At 60.5% G+C, this 16,929-nt stretch carries 20 protein-coding genes and 1 riboswitch; of the genes, 16 read left to right on the top strand and 4 right to left on the bottom strand.

Going from position 1 to position 16,929, the window contains the following annotated elements:
• Positions 1-63: 63 nt before the first annotated feature.
• The 3 genes from nfsA to AC1IN8_RS14930 all read left to right on the top strand — a co-directional run bounded on the left by nfsA (position 64) and on the right by AC1IN8_RS14930 (position 2,261).
• Positions 64-789, top strand: coding sequence for an oxygen-insensitive NADPH nitroreductase (gene nfsA / locus AC1IN8_RS14920; protein ID WP_139745560.1), 726 nt, complete (start codon positions 64-66; stop codon positions 787-789).
• A 159-nt stretch (positions 790-948) separates the two neighbouring features.
• On the top strand, positions 949-1,713 hold the full coding sequence (locus AC1IN8_RS14925; RefSeq protein ID WP_247626372.1) for a DNA repair protein: 765 nt from the start codon (positions 949-951) through the stop codon (positions 1,711-1,713).
• Positions 1,707-2,261, top strand: a complete 555-nt coding sequence (locus AC1IN8_RS14930; protein WP_265436952.1) for a VOC family protein — start codon at positions 1,707-1,709, stop codon at positions 2,259-2,261. The genes AC1IN8_RS14925 and AC1IN8_RS14930 overlap by 7 nt, the downstream gene beginning before the upstream one ends.
• Positions 2,262-2,274: 13 nt before the next feature.
• Here the strand turns inward: AC1IN8_RS14930 and AC1IN8_RS14935 are convergent, their stop codons facing one another.
• Positions 2,275-3,495 carry an MFS transporter gene (locus AC1IN8_RS14935; RefSeq protein ID WP_479759403.1) on the bottom strand — a complete coding sequence of 407 codons (1,221 nt, stop codon included), beginning with the start codon at positions 3,493-3,495 and terminating at the stop codon, positions 2,275-2,277.
• A 93-nt stretch (positions 3,496-3,588) separates the two neighbouring features.
• Between AC1IN8_RS14935 and AC1IN8_RS14940 the strand changes: the two genes are divergently transcribed.
• Complete coding sequence (locus tag AC1IN8_RS14940) at positions 3,589-4,515, top strand: LysR family transcriptional regulator (RefSeq protein WP_479759405.1); 927 nt, start codon at positions 3,589-3,591, stop codon at positions 4,513-4,515.
• Between the two features lie 71 nt (positions 4,516-4,586).
• On the opposite strand, the gene ribA is transcribed toward AC1IN8_RS14940, so the two are convergent.
• Positions 4,587-5,180: a GTP cyclohydrolase II gene (gene ribA / locus AC1IN8_RS14945; protein WP_005327814.1), complete on the bottom strand. Its 594-nt coding sequence runs from the start codon at positions 5,178-5,180 to the stop codon at positions 4,587-4,589.
• 261 nt (positions 5,181-5,441) lie between these two features.
• Here ribA and cmk point away from each other — a divergent pair, with 261 nt between their 5' ends.
• The 6 genes from cmk to pyrF all read left to right on the top strand — a co-directional run bounded on the left by cmk (position 5,442) and on the right by pyrF (position 10,742).
• Entirely contained in the window at positions 5,442-6,134 is a 693-nt protein-coding gene (gene cmk, locus AC1IN8_RS14950) for a (d)CMP kinase (RefSeq protein WP_042649706.1), read from the top strand.
• A 93-nt stretch (positions 6,135-6,227) separates the two neighbouring features.
• A complete protein-coding gene (gene rpsA / locus AC1IN8_RS14955) occupies positions 6,228-7,898 on the top strand; it encodes a 30S ribosomal protein S1 (protein ID WP_005327816.1) in 1,671 nt (556 codons plus the stop codon).
• Positions 7,899-7,990: 92 nt separating this feature from the next.
• Positions 7,991-8,275 (top strand): integration host factor subunit beta, encoded by a 285-nt coding sequence (gene ihfB / locus AC1IN8_RS14960; RefSeq protein ID WP_005299934.1) that lies wholly within the window; start codon positions 7,991-7,993, stop codon positions 8,273-8,275.
• 156 nt (positions 8,276-8,431) lie between these two features.
• Positions 8,432-8,716: a LapA family protein gene (locus tag AC1IN8_RS14965; RefSeq protein WP_005327818.1), complete on the top strand. Its 285-nt coding sequence runs from the start codon at positions 8,432-8,434 to the stop codon at positions 8,714-8,716.
• Positions 8,717-8,725: 9 nt separating this feature from the next.
• Positions 8,726-9,892 carry a lipopolysaccharide assembly protein LapB gene (gene lapB, locus AC1IN8_RS14970; protein WP_139439580.1) on the top strand — a complete coding sequence of 389 codons (1,167 nt, stop codon included), beginning with the start codon at positions 8,726-8,728 and terminating at the stop codon, positions 9,890-9,892.
• Positions 9,893-10,043: 151 nt separating this feature from the next.
• Positions 10,044-10,742, top strand: coding sequence for an orotidine-5'-phosphate decarboxylase (gene pyrF, locus AC1IN8_RS14975; RefSeq protein WP_479759407.1), 699 nt, complete (start codon positions 10,044-10,046; stop codon positions 10,740-10,742).
• A 108-nt stretch (positions 10,743-10,850) separates the two neighbouring features.
• Here pyrF and rrtA read toward each other — a convergent pair whose 3' ends face one another.
• Positions 10,851-11,429 (bottom strand): rhombosortase, encoded by a 579-nt coding sequence (gene rrtA, locus AC1IN8_RS14980; protein ID WP_232534664.1) that lies wholly within the window; start codon positions 11,427-11,429, stop codon positions 10,851-10,853.
• On the opposite strand from rrtA, the gene AC1IN8_RS14985 reads away from it, so the two are divergent.
• From AC1IN8_RS14985 to AC1IN8_RS15005, 5 genes are all read left to right on the top strand, one after another.
• The gene (locus AC1IN8_RS14985; protein ID WP_479759409.1) at positions 11,395-12,039 is read left to right on the top strand and encodes a tRNA-uridine aminocarboxypropyltransferase; all 645 of its coding nucleotides are present in this window, start codon (positions 11,395-11,397) and stop codon (positions 12,037-12,039) included. The two genes, rrtA and AC1IN8_RS14985, sit on opposite strands and share 35 nt — an antisense overlap.
• Positions 12,040-12,067: 28 nt before the next feature.
• A complete protein-coding gene (gene queC, locus AC1IN8_RS14990; protein ID WP_319912415.1) occupies positions 12,068-12,757 on the top strand; it encodes a 7-cyano-7-deazaguanine synthase QueC in 690 nt (229 codons plus the stop codon).
• 61 nt (positions 12,758-12,818) lie between these two features.
• Entirely contained in the window at positions 12,819-13,490 is a 672-nt protein-coding gene (gene queE / locus AC1IN8_RS14995) for a 7-carboxy-7-deazaguanine synthase QueE (protein ID WP_162520167.1), read from the top strand.
• Between the two features lies 1 nt (position 13,491).
• A complete protein-coding gene (locus tag AC1IN8_RS15000) occupies positions 13,492-13,722 on the top strand; it encodes a DUF3820 family protein (RefSeq protein ID WP_005327834.1) in 231 nt (76 codons plus the stop codon).
• Positions 13,719-14,282 carry a cob(I)yrinic acid a,c-diamide adenosyltransferase gene (locus AC1IN8_RS15005; protein ID WP_043133473.1) on the top strand — a complete coding sequence of 188 codons (564 nt, stop codon included), beginning with the start codon at positions 13,719-13,721 and terminating at the stop codon, positions 14,280-14,282. The genes AC1IN8_RS15000 and AC1IN8_RS15005 overlap by 4 nt, the downstream gene beginning before the upstream one ends.
• 71 nt (positions 14,283-14,353) lie before the next feature.
• Here AC1IN8_RS15005 and AC1IN8_RS15010 read toward each other — a convergent pair whose 3' ends face one another.
• Positions 14,354-14,758 carry an H-NS family histone-like protein gene (locus AC1IN8_RS15010; protein WP_025327182.1) on the bottom strand — a complete coding sequence of 135 codons (405 nt, stop codon included), beginning with the start codon at positions 14,756-14,758 and terminating at the stop codon, positions 14,354-14,356.
• Positions 14,759-15,078: 320 nt separating this feature from the next.
• Positions 15,079-15,250, top strand: a riboswitch (Lysine riboswitch).
• Between the two features lie 85 nt (positions 15,251-15,335).
• On the opposite strand from AC1IN8_RS15010, the gene AC1IN8_RS15015 reads away from it, so the two are divergent.
• Positions 15,336-16,916: a Na+/H+ antiporter NhaC family protein gene (locus AC1IN8_RS15015; RefSeq protein WP_479759412.1), complete on the top strand. Its 1,581-nt coding sequence runs from the start codon at positions 15,336-15,338 to the stop codon at positions 16,914-16,916.
• Positions 16,917-16,929 lie beyond the last annotated feature (13 nt).

Genomic DNA, 16,929 nt, shown 5'->3' on the forward strand with positions numbered 1-16,929 from the left:
GACGAGGGGCCTTGGGCCCCTCGCTTTTTTTGGGTACAGTGTGACCTTCATTTTGGAGGCACCATGAACCCGACCATAGATCTCATCCTTTCCCATCGCTCCATTCGTCAGTTCACCCCTGAGCCCATCAGCGCCTCGCAACTCGATCAGATACTGAGCGCGGCCCAGAGCGCCTCCAGCTCCAGCTTCCTGCAGGCCAACAGCCTTATCCGGGTGACGGACAAGGGGCTGCGCGCCACCCTGGCCGAGCTGGCCGGGCACCAGGCCTACGTGGCCGAGGCGGCGGAGTTCCTGCTGTTTTGCGCCGACTATCAGCGCCACAGCCAGATAGTGCCGGAGGCCCAGACCGGCTTCGTGGAGCAGCTCATGATAGGGGCCATCGACGGGGCCCTGATGGCCCAGAATGCCCTGCTGGCGGCCCAGTCTCTGGGCCTGGGGGGCGTCTACATCGGCGGCATTCGCAACAACCCGGCGGCGGTGAGCGAGCTGCTGGGGCTGCCCCATCAGGTGATCCCGCTGTTCGGTCTCTGTCTGGGTCATCCCGCTCAGCAGCCGGAGCAGAAGCCGCGGCTGCCCCGCGCGCTGGTGGTGCACGAGAACCGCTATCCAGAGACGCTCGATCGCGCCCTGCTGGCGCAATACGACAGCCAAATCCACGACTACTACCTGGCCCGCAGCAGCAACAACAAGGTGCAGACCTGGAGCGGACAGATCAAGGCCATCCTCGGCAAGGAGGCGCGTCCCTTCATGCTGGGATTCCTCCAGTCGAAGGGGTTTTGCCTCAAGTAATGGGGGCGGCGGGCGATATTGAGCATGAGGCCCCGGGCATCGCCCTTGCCGCGGCTCCCTTGCGTTGTTGTGAGGCAAGGTGCGATCTGGGCGCTACCCTATGCGGGTAAGCTGTTGTAGGATCACGCAATTGGATTGGGACAGGAGTGTGAATACCCTATGATTTTAACCTTGATATTGCTGTCGATTGGCGCACTCCTGTTTCTGGTCATCGCCTATAACGTGGTGCAGCAATACAAACAGAAGGCGGAAGCCGACAAGCGCCAGGCCATCGCCCGCCACAAGGCGGTGGCGGACGAGACCGAAGAGGTGCTGCTGAACGTCAACCTGGTGCCCTTCTCCAAGAACATGGTGCTGCTGCTGCAACACAGGATCCTGGATGCCTACCGCGCCATAGTGCAGGTGATGCCGAACCCCCAGGTCAAGCAGCGCATCCTCGACGTCCAGACCCAGATCAAGAACGTGCAGGAGAACTACAGCAGTCAGGACGAAGGGCACTTCAAGACCCCGGAGTCCGACCGTCAGGCGATCCAGATGCTGCAACTGGCCAAGAAGATGCGGGCCGTGCTGCGGGTCGAGCACAACAAGGGCAAGATAGATCCTCAGGGGTTCGCCCAGGAGGATCGCCGCCTCGAGCTGATGCAGCTCAAGATCAACATCGCCAACCTGATCAAGCGGGCCATGGATGCCCAGATCCAGGGACAGTACGGCACCTGTCGCCAGCTCTATACCAAGGGGCTCGGCGCCCTGGCCAATGTCTCCGACAAGGATCCCTACCTGCTGGCGCGGGAAGAGGACATGCGCCAGGGGATGCGCCAGCTGGAAGAGCATCTGCAGCAGCACAGCGAGAAGGAGCTGCAAAACATCAAGGACAAAGAAGCGGACGAGCTAGATGTCCTGTTCCAACCCAAGAAGAAATGGTGATCATGTCTCATCCACTGGATACCACGCTGGGGCCCATGGCCCCATTCGTTTGCCAACTGCTCACTGAAATGCACGCCCTCATGGGGGAGTGCGAGGCCCCCCAGGTGGATCATCTCTGCTATCGCGCCGCCACCCTGCCGGAATACCTCGCCCTCAAAGAGACGCTGGCGCGCCATGGGGTGCTGCTGGTGGAGGGGATGATAGGGGGCCGCCCCATCGCCACCTATCGCCTGCATCAACCCGTCTGCTGGCAGCAGGTCACGGTTCCCTGCATCGAGCTGGCCGCCCCCAAGGCGGGCCGCGCCCATCAGGCGGGGCTGGAGCACATAGAGCTGGTGGTGCCCTCGCTCACGGCCCTGGTGGCCGCCCATCCCGGGCTTGCGTTCAAGACGGCCAACATGGACGACGGGCGCAACCCGGATGTGGGGCTGATGTTGCCGTCGGGGCAGATCAAGTTTCATCTGCGCCCCTTGAGCGAGGTGATCGACGAGGAGCTGCACACAGGTGCCGTGGTGCCGGTGCCGGCGGACTATTACGACGGCTTGTGAGCTGCGGGCCCCGTCACTGGCGTGACGAGGCGTGACAGGAGAGGGGCGGCGCCGCGCGCCCCTTGAGATGACCGAGCCAGAGGCTCAAGGCGGCGGTGACGCACAAGACCAGCTCGATGCCGAGCACCAATCCCCAGAGACCCCCCCGCTCCCAGAAGGGATGCAAGTAAAGCCCCCCTAGACTGGCCCCCAGATAATACCCCACCAGATAGAGCGACGAGGCGAGCGCCCTGTTGTGCTCCACATGCTGACCGACCCAGGCGCTGGCGCAGGCGTGGGCGAGGAAGAAGCCGAAGCTCGAGACCAGCAGACCCCCTATGATGGTGGCAAGGGTCCCCTGCAGCAGGGCGAGGCTGCCGAGCGCCATCAGGGTGATCCCCGCCAGCAGCAGGCGCTGCGCCCCAAAGCGATGGGCACAGCGGCCGCTCAGGGAGGAGGCGAGGGTGCCGGTGAGGTAGGTCAGAAACAGCATGCCGAGCCACTGGGTCGGCAGGGAGAAGGGGGCCTTGGCCAGCAGGAAGGTGAGGTAGCTGTACTGGTTCAGGAAGACCATGAAGTTGAGCCCGCCGATGAGATAGGCCCCCAGCAGCAAGGGATTGCCGAGGTGGCTCTGGATGGCGCGGCGCAGTTGCCCCGGGGCGGCCTCCACAGCCACGAAGCGGGTCTGGGCAGGCAGCAGCCAGATGACCAGCGGCAACAGGGCGAGACTGATGAACCCGATCCCGAGGAAGGTATGCTGCCAGTCCCCGAACCAGCCTGCCAGCAGGCCGCCGACCACACGGCCGGCGATGCCGCCGAGGGAGTTGGCGGCGATATAGATCCCCACCGCCGAGAGCAGGGCGCGCTTGCTGAACTCTTCTCCCATGTAGGCGATGGCGGTGGCAGGCAACCCGGCCAGGAGCGCCCCCTGCAGCACGCGCAGGCACACCAGCAGATCGAAGCGGGTCACCCAGGGAATGTACAGGGAGAGCAGGATGGCGCCGGTCAGGGTCCACAACATGATCCGCCGTCGCCCGAACCTGTCCGCCAGGCGGGCACAGATGAGCAGGGAGCCCGCGAGCCCCGCGGTGCAGCCCGCCAGGGTCCATCCCGCCGACAGGGAGCTGACGGAGAACACCTCCGCCAGCAGAGGCAGCAGGGGGTGGGTCTGATAGAGATTGAGAAATACCAGGAAGGATCCCAGGCTGAGGGCCAGGGTGGCGCGTATCCATTCGCGACTGCCTACTTCGATCATTTGGAGTTGTCCCGACGACTTTTGTGCAGAGTAGTGGGTCGCCTTATATAAATATAATATATTTAAGTTATCAGTATGATAAATGGAATTGATATGGATCTGAAACAGCTCGGTTACCTGCTGGCGGTGCGGGACGCGGGCTCCTTTACCAAGGCCGCCCAGGGCCTGCACGTGGCGCAACCGGCCGTCAGCATGGCCATCGCCAAGCTGGAGCAACAACTCGATCTGCGCCTGTTCGACAGGCAGGATCGCAGCGTGCGGCTCACCCCGGAGGGGGAGGTGCTCTGCCGTCATGCCGAGCGGCTGCTGCTGCAGATGCACCAGGCAGAGGCGGAGATGGCCGAGCTCAAGGGACTGGAGCGGGGGGAGGTGCGCATCGGCATCCCCTACATGATGGGCTCCTATTACTTCCCGCCGATCCTGATGGCGTTCAAGCATCGCTACCCCGGTTTGAAGATCCGCGTGGAGGAGGCGGGCACCCGGGAACTGCTCAGTCGCATGGTGGACGGCAGCCTGGATCTGGCCATCCTCATCACCAGCGACTTGCCGCCTGCGCTCGAGGGGGCCCAGCTGCTGCGGGAAGAGATGCTGATGGTGGTGGGGGAGGAGCATCCTCTGCGGGGGGCCGGCGCTGTCTCGCTGCCCCAGTTCTTCAACCAGGAGCTCGCCATGTTCCGGCGGGGCTTCTACCACAGAGAGCACATGGAGGCGCTGGCACAAGGCCTGGGAATAGAGCCGAACATCGGCTTCGAGAGCAACCTCATCCCCCTGCTCAAGGCGGTGGTGAGACAAGGGTTCGCCGTGACCACCTTCCTGCGCATGGCGCTGGAGGAGGAGACGACTCTCAGCGGGATCCCCTTTGCTCCGCCCATCTTCCTCGATCTCTGCGTGGCCTGGCGGCGGGGGGATCCCCTCTCCATGGCCAACCGGGCGCTGCGGGATTTCCTGCTGGCACAGGCCAAGCCAGAGCCAACCCCGGATGGTGCCCTGAGGGACAACAACCTGGGGGAGAACAGATAGGGCCGCAAGATCGCCAACAAAAACGCCTCCCGATGGAGGCGTTTTTCATGCCGGTGCCAGGCTGCGAGCCATCACTTCTTGAACAGGTGATCCAGCTTGTTGGCCTTGGTGGAGAGATAGAACTCGTTGTGGGGATTGCGACCCTCCTGCAGGGGGACGCGCTCGGCCACCGGAATGCCAAAGGATTCCATCGCCTTCAGCTTGCGCGGGTTGTTGGTCATCAGGCGCAGGCTCTTGACCTCCAAGGCCTTCAGCATGTCGGCACAGATGGTGTAATCGCGCATGTCGGCGGCAAAGCCCAGTGCCACGTTGGCTTCGACGGTGTCGGCGCCCTGATCCTGCAGATGATAGGCGCGGATCTTGTTGAGCAGGCCGATGCCACGCCCTTCCTGACGGACATACAGTAAGACGCCGCGACCGGCCTTGGCGATCTTCTCCATGGCGGCCTGCAGCTGGAAGCCACAGTCGCAGCGAAGGCTGAACAGGGCATCCCCGGTCAGACACTCGGAATGAATTCGGCCCAGCACGGGCTCACCGTCCGCGATATCGCCCATCACCAGCGCGGCGTGATCCTTGCCTGTGCCGGTTTCCTGAAAGCCTACCAGCGTGAAGATACCCCAAGGGGTCGGCAACTTGGATTTGGCTACGAGAGTAATGCTGCTCATAGGGTTGCTCCTGACTACAGCTGCTTGAAAAAGGCGGCTAGTTTAACGTGCCTCACCCCTAACAACCATAAGAACAAAAGCTTGTATTCAGGAATGATCCACTCGATTGGTCATAATAGGCGCAATCGCGACGACTTTTGCGCAATTGTGCGCCTCGACAACTGCCAGCGCCGGTGCATTCGGGTATAATCGGCGCCCATTACCCCTCCCGACAGGGATGCGGGCAACCAGTCAACATGCCGAGTGCGCAGGAGAAAAGTTATGCCTCAGATGGCCCCCGTGATGACAATTGATGGCCCGAGTGGAGCCGGTAAAGGCACCCTGTGCCAGCTGTTGGCAGAGAAACTGGGTTGGCACCTGCTCGACTCCGGTGCCATCTACCGGGTACTGGCGCTGGCGGCCTTGCACCACGATGTGGAGCTCGATGCCGAAGCCGCGCTGGTGCCCCTGGCCGCCAATCTGGACGTGCAGTTCCAGGTTGATGGCGGACAGGTCAAGGTGGTGCTGGAAGGAGAGGATGTTTCCCGTACCATCCGCTCCCAGGAAGTGAGCGATGCCGCCAGCAAGGTCGCCGTCTTCCCCCGCGTGCGCGAAGCGCTGCTGCGCCGCCAGCGAGCCTTCCGCCAGTTGCCGGGCCTCATTGCCGATGGCCGTGACATGGGCACAGTGGTTTTCCCCGAGGCCGAGGTGAAGATTTTCCTCGATGCCAGCGCGGAGGAGCGGGCGCAGCGCCGCTATAAGCAGTTGCAAGATAAGGGCTTTGATGTTAACTTTGAGCGTCTTTTAACCGAGATTCGGGAACGTGACGACCGCGACAGAAATCGCGCCGTTGCCCCCCTGAAACCCGCGGAAGATGCTCTTGTGGTAGACTCAACGTCTATGACCATAGATGACGTGCTGGCAACGGTGCTCGCCTATGCGGAGCAACAACTTGGTGATGTCAGCACCAGCTGATGTCAGTCGTCTGCACCATGGATGGCGCAGATAATTTAAAACAACCCCGCTTGTGCCGGATTGCGAGTGGATGTTTCATTTGTGACACAAACAATGATCGAATCTTTTGCTCAACTCTTTGAAGAGTCCCTGAACGCCGTTGAAACCCGTCAAGGTTCCATCGTCAAGGGTACCGTCGTTGCTATCGAGAACGGTTTTGTACTGGTTGACGCCGGTCTGAAATCTGAGTCTGCCATTCCTGCTGAAGAGTTCAAGAACGCCCTGGGCGAGCTGGAAATCAACGTAGGCGACACCGTTGACGTGGCTCTGGACTCTATCGAAGATGGTTTCGGCGAAACCAAGCTGTCCCGCGAAAAAGCCAAGCGCCACGAAGCCTGGCTGCAGCTTGAGAAGGCATACGAAGAGCAAGCTACCGTTATCGGTATCATCAACGGCAAGGTCAAGGGTGGTTTCACCGTTGAGCTGAACGGCATCCGTGCCTTCCTGCCGGGTTCTCTGGTTGACGTGCGTCCGATCCGTGACACCGCTCACCTGGAAAACAAAGAACTCGAGTTCAAGGTCATCAAGCTGGACCAGAAGCGCAACAACGTTGTCGTTTCCCGTCGTGCCGTGATCGAAACCGAGAACACCTCCGAGCGCGAAAGCCTGCTGGCCAACCTGCAAGAAGGTCAAGAAGTTAAGGGTATCGTCAAGAACCTGACCGACTACGGTGCATTCGTAGATCTGGGCGGTGTTGACGGCCTGCTGCACATCACCGACATGGCGTGGAAGCGCGTTAAGCATCCTTCCGAAATCGTCAACGTTGGCGACGAGATCGCAGTCAAGGTTCTGAAGTTCGACCGCGAGCGTACCCGTGTATCCCTGGGTCTGAAGCAGCTGGGCGAAGATCCCTGGGTTGCTATCGCCAAGCGTTACCCGGAGACCACCCGTCTGTCTGGCCGCGTGACCAACCTGACCGACTACGGCTGCTTCGTTGAAATCGAAGAAGGCGTTGAAGGCCTGGTACACGTATCCGAGATGGATTGGACCAACAAGAACATCCACCCGTCCAAGGTTGTCAACGTTGGCGACGTGGTTGACGTGATGGTTCTGGACATCGACGAAGAGCGTCGTCGTATCTCCCTGGGTCTGAAGCAGTGCAAATCCAACCCGTGGCAGCTGTTTGCCGAAACTCACGCCAAGGGCGACCGTGTTTCCGGCAAGATCAAGTCCATCACTGACTTCGGTATCTTCATCGGTCTGGACGGCGGCATCGACGGCCTGGTTCACCTGTCTGACATCTCCTGGAACAACCAGGGCGAAGAAGCAGTACGTGAATTCAAGAAGGGCGACGAAATCGAAGCCGTTGTTCTGCAAGTGGACCCGGAGCGTGAGCGCATCTCCCTGGGTGTCAAGCAGATCGAAGAAGACCCGTTCAACAAGTACCTGTCTGACAACAAGAAAGGTGCTATCGTGAAGGGTAAGGTTACCGAGGTTGATGCCAAGGGTGCCGTGATCGAACTGGCTGACGGCGTGGAAGGCTACCTGCGTGCCTCCGACGCTGCTCGTGACCGTGTAGAAGACGCCACTCTGGTGCTGTCTGTTGGTGACGAAGTTGAAGCCAAATTCATGGGTGTTGATCGCAAGAACCGTACCGTAAGCCTGTCTGTCCGTGCCAAGGACGAGGCTGACGAGCGTGTTGCCATCGACAGCCTGAACCAACAAGAAGAAGTTGTGTTCAGCAATGCCATGATGGAAGCGTTCAAAGCCGCCAAGGGTGAGTAATCCTTGATGCAAGAAAAGGGCGGCTTCACGCCGCCCTTTTTTATCTTGGCATAATGAAAATTGCATGTGATCGGGGAAGGAGATTTAACCTTATGACCAAATCAGATCTCATCGAACAATTGGCTGCCAGCCGCATGCATATGCCGGCCAAAGATGTCGAAGCCGCCATCAAGGAGATCCTTGAGCAGATGGCATCGACCTTGCAAAACGGCGACCGGATTGAAATCCGAGGATTTGGAAGTTTCTCACTGCACTATCGTGCGCCCCGCGTGGGTCGTAACCCCAAGACTGGGGACAAGGTTGAACTGACCGGGAAATATGTCCCGCATTTCAAGCCTGGTAAAGAGTTGCGCGAACGCGTGAACATCATCGAATAATGCAGAAAATGGCATACCTGGGTATGCCTTTTTTATTTTTACGTCTTTAGATATGTGATTTGTCAGGTTTCTCGCAGTCTTTTCCCATTCGCTCTAGAGTCTGCCTGTGATTTTAAGGATAATCAGTCTCTCATTAGCTACAGACAGGGAGATCTTATGAAGCGTATCTTGGCCCTCATCCCATTGGTGCTGGTGTTTGTACTGACCCTCGCCATCGGTTCGCAAAATGGCCAGCTGGTGCAGTTCAACTATCTCATCGCCCAGGGGGAGTTCTCTCTCTCCATGCTGCTGGGGTTCTTCTTTGCCGGTGGCTTCCTGTTGGGCTGGCTGGTGTTCGGTCTGCTCTTCCTGCGCTTGAAACTGCAAAACCGTACCCTCAGTCGCACCATGCGTCGTCAATCCCGTGAGTTGGAGCTAGCCCGGTCGCCAGCCAAGGAATAATGTCCCTCGATGCTTGAACTGCTTTTCCTGCTGTTGCCGATTGCCGCTGGTTATGGCTGGTACATGGGACGCAGGAGTGTTCGCCAGGACACCCAGCAACAGAGTAACCAGTTTTCCCGCCAGTACGTGGCGGGCCTCAACTATTTGCTGTCTGACGAGTCGGACAAGGCGGTGGATCTCTTTATCCAGCTGCTGGAAGTCGACAGCGAAACCATCGAAACCCATCTCTCCCTCGGCAACCTGTTTCGTCAGCGGGGGGAGGTCGATCGTGCCATCAAGATCCACCAGAACCTGGTCGCCCGTCAGCTGACCCGGGAGCAGCGTCAGCTCGCGCTGCAGGAGCTGGCCCGGGATTTCCTGGCTGCCGGCCTGCTGGATCGGGCAGAAGCGCTCTGGAAGGAGCTGTGCGAAGACAGCGACTTTGAAGAGACGGCCTTGGCGCAGTTGCTCATCATCCATCAACAGCTGCGTGACTGGGACAAGGCCATCGAGGTCGCCATTCGCCTGCAGAAATTCCAGGGCAAGAAGCTGGCGGAGCCCATCTCCCATTTCTATTGCGAGCAGGCTGAGAACGCCTTGCGCGACGGTGACAAGGGGGCGGGGATCGCCAAGTTCAAGCGGGCGCTCGCAGCCCACCCTGCCTGTGCTCGGGCCAGCCTGCGACTGGCCGATCTGTCGATGGAGGAGGGCAAGTTCGAGGAGGCCAGCAAGGATCTGCTGCGGGTGTTCGAGCAGGACATGGATTTTGCCTCCGAGGCCATGCCCAGGCTGCTCGATTGCTATCAGCAGCTTGGCCGCACTCAGGAGCTGATCCCGCTGCTGGAGAAGGCGGTGGAGGATCATGCCGGTGTCAGCGTGACCCTGGCCCTGGCCAATCTGGTGGAGGCGCGCGACGGCCTGAGCCAGGCCCGCGCCCTGGTGCTGCGCCAGCTGCGGCGCCACCCCTCCATGAAGGGGTTTTACCAGCTGGTGGGCTTCCAGCTGGCGAGCGCCGAGGAGGGACCCGCCAAGGAGAGTCTGGAGCTGCTGCAGCAGCTGGTCGGCGAGCAGATCAAGATAAAATCGACCCACAAGTGCCGCCAGTGCGGCTTTGCCACCCATTCGCTGTTCTGGCAGTGTCCCTCCTGCCGGCAGTGGGGCTCCATCAAGCCTATCCGTGGCCTGGATGGTGAATAGCTCTTAGTGACAAAAAGTCCGTCCCTGCGCGTCTCGAGCGGAGGCGGCAAGCCGAACCTGGCGCAAACCCGAGTGAGCAAGATGCCAGACTGCGACCGGCTCGCCGGCCGTGTCGAGTCTGGATGTGGCATAACAACCCATAGGAAGTGACATGCAAGATCCCAAAGTACTGGTCGCGCTGGATTATCAGCACGAAGCCGATGCCTTCGCCTTCATTGAACAGATCTCTCCGGCCGAGTGCCGCCTCAAGGTGGGCAAGGAGATGTTTACCCTGTTTGGCCCCCAGTTCGTGCGCCAGCTGGTGGCCAAGGGCTTCGAGGTGTTCCTGGATCTGAAGTTTCACGACATTCCCAATACGGTTGCCAAGGCCGTGGCGGCGAGTGCCGAGCTCGGGGTCTGGATGGTGAACGTCCATGCCAGCGGGGGAGAGCGCATGATGCGCGCCGCCAGGGAGGCGCTGCTGCCCTATGGCGACAAGGCGCCCTTGCTGATCGGTGTGACCGTGCTGACCAGCATGGAGCAGTCCGACATGGCGCCTCTGGGTCTGGATGTGAGTCCGGCCGAGCAGGTGATCCGGCTGGCCACCCTCGCCAAGACGTCAGGGCTGGACGGCGTGGTCTGCTCCGCCGAGGAGGCTCGCGAGTTGAAAGCCTTGCTCGGCTCTGACTTCAAGCTGGTGACCCCGGGCATTCGCCCGAGCGGATCTGCGGCCGGGGATCAACGCCGGGTCATGACGCCGCTGGCGGCGGTGCAGGCGGGGGCCGACTACCTGGTGATTGGGCGCCCCATTACCCAGGCGGCGGATCCGGCTGCCGTGCTGGGGGCGATCAACGCCGAGCTCTGCCGATAAGGGCCGACCCCTGAATGACAACAGGCCGGATTGCAGATCCGGCCTGTTGCGTTTTGATGGGTAGCTGAGCGCTGCTGCAAATGAGTGGCAGCCCTTATCCCCAGGCGGTCAGGACTTGACGGTCTGCACACCCAGGCCGATGGGGAAGAGGCCGAGCAGCAGGCCGGCGGCCGAGCCGATGAGGTGCGACTCTATGTGCACCCTGGCGCCAATGAGGGCAGAGACAGGGCTCTCGCCCGCACTGTAAAAATCCAGCCCGAGCTTGATGACGATGCCAAGCAGCATGAGCCAGCCCGAGTAGCGACGATAGCGGATATCCTGCATGGCCCCCCACACGAACAAGCCGTGCAGCAGGCCGGAGAGCCCCATGTACCATTGGGTCTGCGGGCACCACCACCAGATCCCGAGCCCGACGGCCGTCCCCAGCAGCAGGAGCAGCACGGGCAGGCGCCAGCCCGTCAGGTATTCGCGAAACAGGCTGTAGAGCACCGCAAGCCCGCTCAGGTTGAGCAGCAGGTGCCATCCGTTGGTGTGGGCCAGATTGCCTGTTATGATGCGCCACCCTTCGCCCTGGGCGATCAGGTCGCGATCGAAGGAGAGTAGGTGGTTAGGTACGGTGAAGAAGAGCAAGGCAGTGACGAGCGAAAGCGTGATGACCCAGAGCAGACCCGATTTTTCTGACAACATGAAACAACCCAACGACAGAGAGAGCCGATACTGTACACGCTGTGCCCGAGCCCTCAAAGCCTGCCTGTGTGAATATATCCGGCAGGTGCCCCACCTCGCACCGCTCCATATCCTGCAGCACCCCAACGAGGTCGCTCACCCCAAGGGAACGGCCGCCCTGCTGGCCGCCTCCCTCAGCCATGCCCGCATTCACGTGGGGGAGCACTTCGCCGATGCCGACTGGCTCAATGCCCTGCTCGCCGACCCCAAGGTGCAGTGCTATCTGCTGTGGCCCGATGATGAGGCCCTGACCCTGGCGCAGGTGCGAGCGCGCAGTGAGCAAGCCAGAGAGGTGCACTTCATCCTGCTCGATGGTACCTGGCGCAAGGCCTATCGCATGTTGCACAGCAACCCGGCCCTGCTGGGGTTGCCGAGGATCACCCTCGGCGCCATGGCGGGGCAATATTCCATTCGCAAGAAGCCGTTTTCCGAGGCGCTGTCGACCCTGGAGGCGGGCTACCATCTGTTATCCCAGTGGGAAGGGGAGCCCGAGCGCTTCGCCCCGCTGATGAACCTCTTTACCGAGTTGAACCGGCAGTGGCATGACTTTGCCCAAGGCCGCCGTACCTGAATCTGAATTGCAAACAGGAGTGATGAACGTGAAAAAAGCCGTCGTGGTATTCAGTGGTGGTCAGGACAGTACCACCTGTCTGGTGCAGGCCCTGGCCCTCTATGATGAAGTGCACGCCATCACCTTCGACTATGGCCAGCGTCATCGGGAGGAGATCGAGACCGCTCGCCGTCTGGCCGGGCAGCTCGGGATTGCCGCCCACAAGGTGATGGATGTGACCATGCTGGGTGAGCTGGCCGTCTCGGCCCTGACCCGTGACGACATCCCGGTCAGCGGTGAGTTGCAGGACAACGGCCTGCCCAATACCTTCGTGCCGGGTCGCAACATACTGTTTCTGACCCTGGCGGCCATCTATGCCTACCAGGTCGGCGCCGACACCCTGATCACCGGGGTGTGCGAGACCGACTTCTCCGGTTATCCCGATTGCCGCGACGACTTCGTCAAGGCCCTCAATCAGGCGGTGTCGCTGGGGCTGGATCGCGCCATTCGCTTCGAGACCCCCCTGATGTGGCTCGACAAGGCGGAAACCTGGGCCCTGGCGGATCACTATGGTCACCTCGAGACGGTGCGCCAGCAGACACTCACCTGCTACAACGGCATCCAGGGGGATGGCTGTGGCACTTGCCCTGCCTGCGAGCTGCGCAGCCGCGGCCTGCAGCGCTATCTGGACGACAAGGCGGGCATCATGGCCAGCTTGCGCGAGAAAACCGGATTGTGATCCTGCCACTTTCGCGGGTTTGGGGTATAATCCGCGCCTTTTGCAGCAAGCCGTGACCGAGATGCACTACCCAATCAACGAGATCTTCCAGACCATCCAGGGGGAGGGCGTCTTCACCGGCGTGCCCGCCATCTTCGTTCGCCTGCAAGGCTGCCCTGTGGGCTGCCCCTGGTGCGACACCCGCCATACCTGGGTGGTGGATCCTGCCCGTGAGGTGGGCAGTCGCGAGGTGCTCGACCGATCCAACGAGTCCGACGGCTGGAGCAAGATGAGCACGGGCGAGATCCTGGGGAGCTTCGAGACCCTGGGTTACCGGGCGCGTCATGTGGTGTTGACCGGTGGCGAGCCCTGTCTCTACGATCTGCACGAACTCTCGTCGGCCCTGCTGGCGGCGGGATATCAGGTGCAGATCGAAACCAGTGGTACCAGCGAGATCCTGACCCACGCGCAGACCTGGGTCACCGTCTCCCCCAAGATCGGCATGAAGGGGGGCTTGCCTGTGCTGGTATCGGCTCTGGAGCGGGCCAACGAGATCAAGCATCCGGTGGCCACCGAGCGCCACATCGAGGAGCTCGATGCCCTGCTGGCCACGGCCAGCCTGCGTCCCGATGTGGTGATCGCATTGCAGCCCATCAGCCAGAAGCCCAGGGCCACCGAGCTGGCCATGGCGACCTGCATCGCCCGTAATTGGCGGCTCTCCATCCAGACCCATAAATATCTGAATATCGATTGATATGGACAGACTCTCCGATGAGCGGGTATTGCTCACCCTGGCGGGCAAGATGCCCTACGGTAAATATCAGGGGCGACGCATCATAGATATTCCAGAGCCCTATCTGGTATGGATGGCGCGCAGCGGTTTTCCGGCTGGTGCGCTGGGCCAAACCCTGGCACTGGCGTACGAGATAAAACTCAATGGACTGGAGTCCATGATTATTCCCATTATTAACAGGATGTCAGAATGAGAATATATACCCGGCAAGGGGACAAGGGCCTCACGCGGCTGGCTGATGGCTCCTCCCTGGCAAAAGATGACCGGCGGGTCGAGACCTATGGCGCCATTGACGAGCTCAATTCCCAGATAGGTCTGCTGATGGCCGAAATACCCGAGAATGAGCCGGCATTATTGGCTCAACTCATATTGCTGCAGCAGGAGCTGTTTGATTTGGGCGGGGAGCTGGCGTTTTCCAGCGAGGCGCAAAATGCCTCCCTGTGGCAGGTCAATGAGGCCTGGACGGCGCGGCTGGAGCAACAGATTGACGCCTACAGCGCCCAGTTGCCGGTATTGCGCAATTTCATTCTGCCGAGCGGTTCGCGGGCGGCGGCGCAGGCCCATGTGGTGCGCACCCTGACCCGTCGCTGCGAGCGGCTGCTGCTCGGCTTGAGCCGGGAAGAGCAGGTGAACCCGGCGATCCTGCCCTATCTGAATCGGCTAAGTGACTGGTTTTTCACGGTAGCCAGATACTTGCTGGTCTCTGCCGGTACCCCGGAAGTGCTCTGGGTCAAGGCGGCAGACAGGCGCTGAGGCGCCCGGCATGGAAACAATAAAAAACCTCGCATGGCGAGGTTTTTTATTGGGTGGGACCCTGCTTTTGATCAGATGGCAAAGTCTTCCACGGATTTGCCTTCGGCCACGGCCTTGGCAATGGCGGAGGGCATGCGGCCCTGGCCGGTCCAGGTTTTTTCCACGCCATTGTCCAGATAACGATATTTGGCGGGGCGGGGGGCACGTTTGCCTTTGCTGGCCTTGGTGCTTTCGGTGGCAACTGTGCCCACCAATTCAGCAGGATCTATCCCGGCGGCTTTCAACATTTCGGCGTATTCGGCAATTTTCTTCTGATGTTCTTCACGGGCCTGGCGTTCGGCAGATTCATCCTGCTGGCGCTCGGCGACCACCTCGGACAATTTCTGCAGTCCCTCTTCCAGTTGCTCCAGGGACAAATCGCGGCAGGCTGCGCGCAGACTACGGATATTCAGCAGAATTTTCAGAAATTCGTTCATATTGGCTACCACGCGAGCAGAAATATTAATGGGAAGGGCTGGTTTTTCGATAATTTATAGGGGGGATTGGCACCAAGTCAAGTCTGCCAAAATAATTAATTAGGCAGATAAATAAAGTCCGGCAATTATTCACGCTGCCCGCTTTATTCTCTTGGCAGGAGTTTCATTTCCGAATGAGTGCCGAGTAGATGAAAATATCGACCATGTCGTATTTTATGAACCATTTGACTACCATTTTTCCGCTTTTCGCCACACAAGCCTTGAAATTTAATCAAAAAACTTGCTATCACCCGGTGGCTCGATAAAATGTGCCGCGAATACCTTTAAGTAGAGGCGCGCTGCCTATGAGTAACCGAGCGGAGGGTGATGCCTGCGATGCTCGATGAAAGGAGTCGGCGCCGAAGTGACCAGGCCATCATACCGGGTTGCTGGTTCTGCATCGAACAGGTGCAGGACTGCCATAGTCATCCACTATGGAGCGCTACCTGAAGGGGCTGAGGAGTATGCCCGCCCTGGGTTTTGTTTCTTTGATCCTCTCGGTAGATCTCCACCTGTTGTCTTTAGGTGCAAAGAGATCATGGACATTGTTCATTACGCCGACTCCGGTTGGTCCGTCGTTCCCCCCCTGTTGGCCGTCGCCCTTGCGATCATCACCCGCCGCGTCCTGGTGTCGCTGGGGGTGGGCATAGTCGCAGGCAGTCTGCTGCTCAACCAGTTCTCCCCCCTCGAATCCCTGCATTACATGCTGAACACCGTGCTCAAGATCTTCTGGGTCGACGGTGCGCTCAACCGGGACAACGTCAACATGATCCTGTTCATGTTGCTGCTGGGGGGCCTCATCAGCCTGATGAGCGTCTCCGGGGCGACCCGGGCCTTTGCCGAGTGGGCCGCGCGCCGCGCCAAGACCCGCAAGGGGGCCAAGGCCCTCACCGGCATGATGGTGTTCGCCTTCTTCATCGACGACTTCTTCCACAGCCTGTCGGTGGGGGCCATCTGCCGCCCGGTTACCGATCGCTTCCAGATCTCCCGCGCCAAGCTGGCCTATCTGCTGGACTCCACCGCGGCGCCGGTCTGCGTGCTGATGCCCATCTCCTCCTGGGGCGCCTACATCATCGCCCTGGTGGGCGGCATCATGGCGGCCCATGGTCTGACCGATCAGAGCCCCATCTCCGCGTTCGTCGAGATGATCCCGATGAACCTCTATGCGGTCTTCACCCTGATCATGGTGCTGGTGGTGATCGCCTTCCAGCTCGACATCGGCGCCATGCGTCAACACGAGCAGTGGGCGCTGGAGGGCAAGCTGTGGGATGAGTCCAAGGGCCGTCCCATCGGCCTGGACATGGAGTCTCCCGAGGAGAGCAATGGCGGCATGATCGACATGGTGCTGCCGATCCTGACCCTGACTCTGGCGACCGTCTACTTCATGATCGGTTCCGGCGCCGCCGTGCTGGCCGACAAAGGCCTGCCGTTCAGCGTGCTCGGCTCGTTCGAGAACACCAACGTCGGCTCCTCCCTGGTCTATGGCGCCCTGTGCAGCCTGGTGGTCTCCATCGGTCTGGCCATGCGCCTCAAGCTGGGTGCCAGCAACTGGATGAAGGCGGCCCCCCAGGGGATCATGGCCATGCTGCCCGCCATCAACATCCTGCTGTTTGCCTGGACCATAGGCGCCGTGGTGCGCGACGTGGAGACCGGCAAGTACCTGGCTTCCATGGCCAATGGCAACCTGCCGATCGAAGTGCTGCCGGCTGTGGTCTTCGTGCTTTCCTGCGCCATGGCCTTTGCTACCGGCACCAGCTGGGGCACCTTCGGCATCATGCTGCCGCTGGCCGGCGACATGGCGGCCGCCAGCGACATCAGCCTGATGCTGCCGATGCTGGCCGCCGTATTGGCGGGCTCCGTGTTCGGTGATCACAGCTCGCCCATCTCCAGCACCAGCATACTGTCTGCCACCGGCGCCGGCTGCCATCACATCGATCACGTGATGACCCAGCTGCCTTATGCGCTGGCCATCGCCTTCGGTGCCGCGCTCGGTTACCTGGTGATGGGGCTGATGCACTCGGTGCTGGCTGGTTTCACGGTCAGCGCGCTCTGGTTCCTGATCTTCTCCGGTTACCATTTGCGCAAGGCTCGGATGCACCGCGCCCTGGCCGTCGCATAAAGAGAGCAAGGGG

It is taken from the genome of Aeromonas sp. 130281 (assembly GCF_056642115.1).